General features: G+C 68.2%; 5 protein-coding genes, 1 tRNA gene and 1 pseudogene. 1 reads left to right on the forward strand and 6 read right to left on the reverse strand.

Translation table 11 applies throughout. From position 1 onward, the window contains the following. Window positions 1-75: 75 nt before the first annotated feature. From xdhB to uraH, 3 genes are read right to left on the reverse strand one after another with little or no spacing between them, the layout of a single operon-like run. Window positions 76-2,409: a xanthine dehydrogenase molybdopterin binding subunit gene (xdhB, locus tag J2728_RS21950; protein ID WP_310002326.1), complete on the reverse strand. Its 2,334-nt coding sequence runs from the start codon at window positions 2,407-2,409 to the stop codon at window positions 76-78. Beyond that, window positions 2,402-3,856, reverse strand: coding sequence for a xanthine dehydrogenase small subunit (gene xdhA / locus J2728_RS21955; RefSeq protein WP_310002327.1), 1,455 nt, complete (start codon window positions 3,854-3,856; stop codon window positions 2,402-2,404). Before xdhA ends, xdhB begins: the two co-directional genes overlap by 8 nt. Continuing rightward, entirely contained in the window at window positions 3,856-4,203 is a 348-nt protein-coding gene (uraH, locus tag J2728_RS21960; protein ID WP_310002328.1) for a hydroxyisourate hydrolase, read from the reverse strand. Before uraH ends, xdhA begins: the two co-directional genes overlap by 1 nt. A gap of 316 nt (window positions 4,204-4,519) precedes the next feature. Here uraH and J2728_RS21965 point away from each other — a divergent pair, with 316 nt between their 5' ends. Beyond that, a complete protein-coding gene (locus tag J2728_RS21965) occupies window positions 4,520-6,808 on the forward strand; it encodes an NADP-dependent malic enzyme (RefSeq protein WP_310002329.1) in 2,289 nt (762 codons plus the stop codon). 110 nt (window positions 6,809-6,918) lie between these two features. Here the strand turns inward: J2728_RS21965 and J2728_RS21970 are convergent, their stop codons facing one another. The 3 genes and pseudogenes from J2728_RS21970 to J2728_RS21980 all read right to left on the reverse strand — a co-directional run bounded on the left by J2728_RS21970 (window position 6,919) and on the right by J2728_RS21980 (window position 7,783). Further along, window positions 6,919-7,113, reverse strand: coding sequence for a cold-shock protein (locus tag J2728_RS21970; protein ID WP_035017693.1), 195 nt, complete (start codon window positions 7,111-7,113; stop codon window positions 6,919-6,921). A gap of 129 nt (window positions 7,114-7,242) precedes the next feature. Beyond that, a pseudogene (locus J2728_RS21975) lies at window positions 7,243-7,446 on the reverse strand (cold-shock protein); the annotation flags it as partial. A gap of 260 nt (window positions 7,447-7,706) precedes the next feature. Further along, window positions 7,707-7,783: transfer RNA gene (locus J2728_RS21980), tRNA-Met, on the reverse strand. Window positions 7,784-7,798 lie beyond the last annotated feature (15 nt).

The raw sequence follows: 7,798 nt of genomic DNA on the forward strand, positions 1-7,798 counted from the left end.
GTATCCGCGCCGCGGGAGAATGTCATCCTCCCCCGTGAAACGGGGGAGGTGGACGCGAAGCGGACGGAGGGGGCGCTAAGCATGAGCGCGACTCCGGACATCCTCGCACGCCATCAGGATCGCCTCGGGCGTCGCAGGCGCATTCAATTCCGGGAACACGCGGTAGTCGCCAACGCTGGCCACAGCGTGATTGATCGCCGAATGCACCGAGATCGCCAACATGAACGGCGGCTCGCCGACGGCCTTGGAGCGGTGCACCGTCGCCTCGACATTGCGGCCGGCCTCCCACAGGCGAATGTCCAGATGCGCCGGACGGTCGCCGCAGGTCGGGATCTTGTAGGTCGAGGGCGCGTGGGTGCGCAGGCGACCTTGGGCGTCGTAGACCAGCTCCTCGGTGGTCAGCCAGCCCATGCCCTGGACGAAGCCGCCTTCGATCTGGCCGAGATCGATGGCGGGATTCAGCGACTTGCCCACGTCGTGCAGGATGTCGGCGCGCGTGACCTTCATCTCGCCGGTCAGGGTGTCGATCAACACCTCGCTGCAGGCCGCGCCATAGGCGAAGTAGTAGAACGGCCGGCCGGTGTGGGTGGCGCGGTCGTAGTGGATCTTGGGCGTGGCGTAGAAGCCGGTGGCCGACAGCGAGATCCGCGCCAGATAGGCCTGGCGGGCGAACCAGCCGAACTCGAACGTCTCGCCACCCACGCGAACCCCGTCGGGCGTGAAGGCGACCGCTTCCGGCGCGACGTTCCACTTGGCGGCGGCGAACTCGACAAGACGCGCCTTGATCGTCTCGGCCGCGTTCAGGGCCGCCATGCCGTTCAGGTCCGCGCCCGACGAGGCGGCGGTGGCCGAGGTGTTGGGCACCTTGTCGGTGACCGTCGAGGTGATCTTCACGCGCGAGACGTCGACCTGGAAGGCCTGGGCGACGATCTGGGCGACCTTGATGTTCAGCCCCTGCCCCATCTCGGTCCCGCCGTGGTTCAGCATGATCGAGCCGTCGGCGTAGAGGTGCAGCAGCGCCCCGGCCTGGTTCAGGTGGGTGGTCGTGAACGAGATGCCAAACTTCACCGGCGTCAGGGCGATGCCCTTCTTCAGCACGGGGCTGGACTCGTTGAACGCCTCGATCTCGCGGCGGCGGGCCTCGTAGTCGCAGGACGCGGCCAGCTCGTCGATCAGCTGTGGCGCGACATTGTCCCCGACCACCTGATGATAGGGCGTCAGGTTTCGCCCCTCGCCGCCATAGAGGTTGCGGCGGCGCACCTCCAGCGGGTCGAGGCCGACTTCGGCGGCCACGGCGTCCATGATCCGTTCGATCGCCAGCATCCCCTGCGGGCCGCCAAAGCCCCGGAAGGCGGTGTTCGAGACGGTGTGGGTCTTGAACCGGTGCGACACGATCTCGACCGCCGGCAGGTAGTAGGTGTTGTCGGCATGGAACATCGCCCGGTCATTGATCGCCATCGACAGATCGGTCGTCGCGCCGCACCGCGAGGCCAGCTCCAGCGAAATACCCGTCAACCGCCCCTCGTCGTCGAAGCCGACGTCGTAGGCGACCTCGAAGTCATGCCGCTTGCCGGTCATGACCATGTCCTCGTCGCGGTCAGGGCGGCACTTGGCCGGACGGCCGGTCTTGACCGCGACCAGGGCGGCGGCGGCGGCGAACAGCGAGGCTTGCGTCTCCTTGCCGCCAAAGCCCCCGCCCATGCGGCGCACTTCGACGGTGACCGCCGTATGGGGCCGGTCGAGCACGCGGGCGATCAGGTGCTGGACTTCGCTAGGATGTTGGGTCGACGACCAGATGTGCACGTCGCCGCCTTCGCGCGGCGTGGCGAGGGCGACCTGGCCCTCGAGATAGAAGTGATCCTGGCCGCCCATCGAAAAGCCGCCCTGGACCCGTCGCGGGGAGGCGTCCAGCGCGGCCTGGGCGTCGCCGCGCGCCATGCGCTGACTGGCCTCGATCTTCAGGTCCATGACCCGGGCGGCGGCGATGTCGATGGCGGCGGGCAGGTCTTCGTACTCGACCACGGCCTTGGCCGCGGCGGCGCGGGCGGCGGCGATCGAGGTCGCGGCGACCGCGAACAGGCTCTGGCCGACGCAGATCACTTCACCATCGGCGAAGAGCCGGTCGTCATGGATGACCGGGCTGACGTCATTCTCGCCGGGAATATCCTGCGCGCTCAGCACCAGCACCACGCCGGGCGAGGCCCGCACGGCCGACAGGTCCAGCTTGACGATCCGGGCGTGAGCTCGCGTGCTCATGCCCAGGTGCACATGCAACAGCCCCGGAGGCTCGGGCAGGTCGTCCCCATAGATCGCCGAGCCCGCCACATGCCGTTCGGCGCTGTCGTGCGGCAGGGCCGCATTGACGCCGCGCGGCGCGGTGATCGCGGGGGCGACGCCGGAGTCAGCCATGGGCGCTCTCCGGCGTGACGCGGGTTTCGAGATCGGGCGATAGGCTCTCCAGGAACACCTTCCGCAGCATGTTGCGCGCGGCCAAGGCGCGGTAGGTCGCCGATGCGCGCATATCGCTCATCGGCGCGTAGTCGACGTCCAGGGCGGCCATCGCGGCCTCAATCGTCGCCTCGCGCCAAGGCTGGCCGATCAGCGCAGCCTCGCAAGCCGACGCGCGCTTGGGCGTCCCGGCCATGCCGCCGAAGGCGATGCGCGCGTCCGTCACGACGCCATCCTCGACCGCGATCGAGAACGCGCCGCAGACCGCCGAGATGTCTTGGTCGAAGCGCTTGGACAGCTTGAAGACCTTGAAGATCCGTCCCACCGGAAGCTTCGGAACCACGACCGCCTCGACGAATTCGCCAGGCTGGCGGTCCTGCTTGCCGTATTCCAGGAAGAAGGCCTCCAGCGGCAGTTCGCGCCGCTCGTTCCCGCGCCGCAGGACCAGGGTCGCCCCGGCCGCGATCAGGGCCGGCGGCATGTCGCCGATCGGCGAGCCATTGGCGATGTTGCCGCCGATCGTGCCGCTGTTGCGCACCTGGGTCGAGCCCAGCCGCCGCATCATCACGCCCAGCTCCGGATAGAGCCGAGCCAGCACGTCGATCGCGTCGACGTAGCGAACGCCCGAGCCGATCCGCAGGTCGTCGGGCGTCTCTTCGATCGTCTTCAGCTCGGCGACCTCGGACACGCTGATCAGGGTCGGCAGCGGCCGCCGCTGCTTGGTCACCCACAGGCCGACATCGGTCGCTCCGGCGACGATCGTCGCGTCGGGATGCTTGAGATAGGCGTCCGCAAGCTCATCGACCGTTCGCGGCGACAGCCACGTCCGCGTCACGCCGTGGACTTCGTCGTGGAAGCTCAGCGCCAGCATGGTCTCGTCACGCACGGCCGAAAGATCGACCGCCGGCGCGACCTCGGTGGTCACGCCCTTGGCGACCTCGATGATCGGCCCGTAGCCGGTGCAGCGGCACAGGTTTCCGGCCAGCACTTCGCCGACCGGCGCCTTGGCGCCTTTCGCCCCGACGGCGCGGCCATACAGCGACATCACGATACCCGGCGTGCAGAAGCCGCACTGCGAGCCGTGTTTGTCGACCATGGCCTGCTGCACGGGATGCAGCGCGCCGTTTTCGCTTGCCTTGGGGGCGAGGCTCTCCACCGTCATCAGCGCCTTGCCGTGCAGCATGGGCAGGAACTGGATGCAGGCGTTGACCGCCCGCCAGGCGACCTTGTCCCCCTCCGCCTCGCCGACCAAGACGGTGCACGAGCCGCAATCGCCCTCGGCGCAGCCCTCCTTGGTCCCCGTGCGGCGCATGGGGCCGCGCAGGTGCTCCAGCAGGGTGGTGGTGGGATTGGCCCCGCGCACCTCCCGCACCTCGCCGTCCAGCAGGAAACGGATCACCTCGCCCATCAGCTGCCCCGGTAGGTGGAATAGCCGTAGGGCGAGACCAGCAGCGGCACGTGCCAGTGCTGCGCGGTGTTCGAGACGGCGAAATCGATCACCACCACATCCAGGAACGGCGGATCGGTGACCGGCAGGCCCGAGGCCTTGAAGTGGTCGCCGATCGAAAACTCCAGGCGATAGCCGCCGACCGCCAGGGCCTCGCCATCGATCAGGCGCGCCCGGCCATCGGCGTCGGTGCGCAGTTCGGCGACCGGTGACAGGGCCTCGCCCTCGCGCCGCGAGACGCGCACCGCGACGCCCGCCGCCGGCTTGCCCGCCGCCTGGTCGAGGATATGTGTCGTCAATCCGCTCATTCGTCCGCACTCCGATCGAGTCGATGCTCGGCCGCGCGCGTCGCCATGTCCAGCATCGCGCGGCGGCCGTGAAACGCGATCGCCAAACCGCCGAGGAACATGGCGCGAGGCGCCCGAAGCGCGGGCATTATATAATAGATTTATTACTTGCGAGAGCTCTCAGGCGAGCGACACGATGTTACCGCTATCACAAATGAGACCATTCCCCGACCGCGCAGGGTTGGAAAAGCCGGTCATCCCCGGTAGCTAGACGGGTGAACGGCCCGCGACCGAGACGGGCCGCGCGAAAACGCGCAGAGCTTCTAGAGGAAGACCAATGGACGAGGATTTCCGCAAGGCGGCGTTGGACTATCACCGCCTCCCGCGGCCCGGAAAGCTGGCGATCGAAGCCACCAAGCGGATGGCCACCCAGCGCGACCTCGCCCTCGCCTATTCGCCTGGTGTCGCCGCGCCCTGCCTGGCGATCGCCGACAACCCCGACACGGCCCGCGACTACACCGCGCGCGGCAACCTGGTGGCTGTGATCTCGAACGGCACCGCCGTTCTGGGCCTGGGCGACATCGGCCCACTGGCGTCCAAGCCGGTGATGGAGGGCAAGGCGGTCCTGTTCAAGAAGTTCGCCGGCATCGACGTCTTCGACATCGAGGTGGACGCCAAGGATCCCGACCGCTTCATCGAGGTGGTGGCGGCGCTTGAGCCCACCTTCGGCGGTATCAATCTCGAAGACATCAAGGCCCCCGAGTGCTTCATCATCGAGCGCGCCCTGCGCGAGCGGATGAACATCCCGGTCTTCCACGACGACCAGCATGGCACCGCCATCGTCTGCGCCGCGGCCGTCCGCAACGCCCTGCTCGTCCAGGGCAAGACGCTGAACGACGTCAAGCTGGTGACCTCGGGCGCGGGCGCCGCGGCCCTGGCCTGCGTGGACCTGCTGGTCTCCATGGGCCTGCCGGTCGAGAACGTCACCCTGACCGACATCAAGGGCGTGGTGCACGCCGGCCGCGATCCGGACATGCCCGACAACATGGCCCGCTACGCCCGCCAGACCGACGCCCGGACCCTGCCGGAGGTGCTGCCCGGCGCCGACATCTTCCTGGGCCTCTCGGCTCCGCGCGTGTTCAAGGCCGAATGGCTGCCGCTACTGGCGCCGAACCCGCTGATCCTGGCCATGGCCAATCCGGATCCGGAAATCCTGCCCGAGCTGGTCTACGCCGCCCGTCCGGACGCCATCATGGCGACGGGGCGCAGCGACTACGCCAACCAGGTCAACAACGTCCTCTGCTTCCCCTTCATCTTCCGGGGCGCGCTGGACGTCGGCGCCTCCGAGATCAACGAGGCGATGAAGGTCGCCGCCGTCGAGGCGATCGCCGAACTCGCCCGCGCCGAGGCCTCCGAGGTCGTCGCCAGCGCCTATGGCGGCGCGGCGCCGGTCTTCGGCTCGCAGTACATCATCCCCAAGCCCTTCGACCCGCGCCTGATCCTGCAGATCGCGCCGGCCGTGGCCAAGGCGGCGATGGACAGCGGCGTGGCCACCCGGCCGATCGCCGATTTCGACGCCTATCGCCAGGAGCTGGAGCTCTTCGTCTATCGCTCGGGCCAGCTGATGCGGCCGGTGTTCGAACGGGCCCGAAAGGCGCCGGTCAAGGTCGCCTATGCCGAGGCCGAGGACGAGCGCGTGCTGCGCGCGGTGCAGACGGTGGTCGACGAAGGCCTGGCCTCGCCGGTGCTGGTCGGTCGTCGGGAGGTGATCAAGGCCAAGATCCAGGACCTGGGCCTGCGCCTCGACGTCGGCGGAACGGTCGAGATCGTCGATCCCTACGCCGACAAGGATCTGTTCGGTCCGCTGGTCGCCGACTACCAGAAGCTGGTCGGGCGTCGCGGCGTGCCGCCGACGGCGGCCGAGCGCCGCGTCCAGGGCCGCCGCACGGTCGCCGCCTCGATGCTGCTGGCCTCGGGCCATGTCGAGGCCGCCCTAGTGGGCGGCAGCGGCGACTGGTGGCAGCACCTGAAGTACGCCCTGCCGATCATCCCCAAGCGGGACGATGTCAGCCGCGTCTACGCCATGTCGTCGCTGATCCTGGACAACGGCACGCTGTTCTTCTGCGACACCCACGTCAACGTCGACCCGACGGCCGAGCAGATCGCCGAATGCACCCAGCTGGCCGCCGAGGCGGTCCGCCGCTTCGGCCTGACGCCCAAGGCCGCCCTCCTCTCGCACTCCTCGTTCGGGGCCAGCAATTCGCCGACCGCGCGCAAGATGCGCGAGGCGCTCGCGATCCTGCGCGAACAGGCGCCGGAGCTCGAGGTCGACGGCGAGATGCACGCCGACGCGGCCCTCAGCCAGCATCTGCGCGAGCGCATGGTCGCCGACAGCCCTCTGAAGGGCTCGGCCAACCTGCTGGTCATGCCGACGCTGGACGCGGCCAATATCGGCCTGACCCTGCTGAGCGCGGCCACCGAGTCTCTGCTGGTCGGCCCGCTGCTGCTGGGCATGGCGAAACCGCTGCATGTGCTGATCCCCAGCGTGACCGCGCGCGGCATCGTCAACCTGACCGCCCTGGCGGTGAACCAGGCGGCCTCCGAACGGGCCCAGACGCCCGCCTGAGGGCTAGCCAGAAACGACAAAAGGCCCCGACCGACGCGTCAACGTCGGGCGGGGCCCTCGAAAGTCTCTGAAAAGGCCGTCCCGTCCGGGGCGGCCTTTTCCTTTGCGCCTTAGAGGATGCGCAGGTTGCCGGCCGAGGTCTTGCCCGAGCGGCGGTCCTGTTCAAGCTCGTAACCGACTTGCTGGCCTTCGTTCAGGCCACGCAGGCCGGCGCGCTCCACGGCCGAGATGTGCACGAACACATCGCCGCCGCCGTTGTCCGGCTGGATGAAGCCAAAGCCCTTGGTGGTGTTGAACCACTTCACGACGCCGGTGCCGGACTCGCCGGTGCCGCTCGAGAAGTTGTTGCGGGGAGCGCTGTCGAAGCCGCCGCGCGCCGGGCGCGGGGCGCCACGACCAGCGCCACCGCCAGCCGGAGCCGGGCCGTGGCCCGTGACGCGCAGTTGACCGGCCGAGGTCTTGCCCGAGCGACGGTCTTCTTCCAATTCGTACGCGACTTGATCACCTTCGTTCAGGCCAGCCAGGCCCGAGCGTTCAACCGCGGCGATATGGACGAACACGTCCTGGCCGCCGTCCTCGGGCTGAATGAAGCCAAAGCCCTTGGCCGGGTTGAACCACTTAACGACACCGTTCGCCATATTATCCTCAAACACCTCAATCGACGGGCTGATAGTCGGCCCGCGTCCTTCCAACGGAAGTCATGACGCAAAACCGCGCCACGCGCTATGGGCTTTGAGCGGAGAAAATCGACGGGAAGGCGGCGACCGCCAGAAAAATTCGCGGTTCAGAGGGAAAGCGTGGCGCCAATGCCACTCTAAATTGCACGCGAAGATATAGAAAAACCCCGGCCGCAATCGGACGGGGTGGATATCGCGCCCCAAATCAACCATGGGGACCTTGGGTGCGGGGACAGGATTTGAACCTGTGACCTTCAGGTTATGAGCCTGACGAGCTACCGGGCTGCTCCACCCCGCGTCAGGGTGTTTTGTG

It is taken from the genome of Caulobacter segnis, from assembly GCF_031454995.1.
GTDB classification, from domain to species: domain Bacteria; phylum Pseudomonadota; class Alphaproteobacteria; order Caulobacterales; family Caulobacteraceae; genus Caulobacter; species Caulobacter segnis_E.

Coding starts and splice junctions, on each gene's coding strand:
- xdhA (WP_310002327.1), bottom strand. CDS start 3,856: ATGGGCGAGGTGATCCGTTTCCTGCTGGACGGCGAGGTGCGGGAGGTG.
- uraH (WP_310002328.1), bottom strand. CDS start 4,203: ATGAGCGGATTGACGACACATATCCTCGACCAGGCGGCGGGCAAGCCG.
- J2728_RS21965 (WP_310002329.1), top strand. CDS start 4,520: ATGGACGAGGATTTCCGCAAGGCGGCGTTGGACTATCACCGCCTCCCG.
- xdhB (WP_310002326.1), bottom strand. CDS start 2,409: ATGGCTGACTCCGGCGTCGCCCCCGCGATCACCGCGCCGCGCGGCGTC.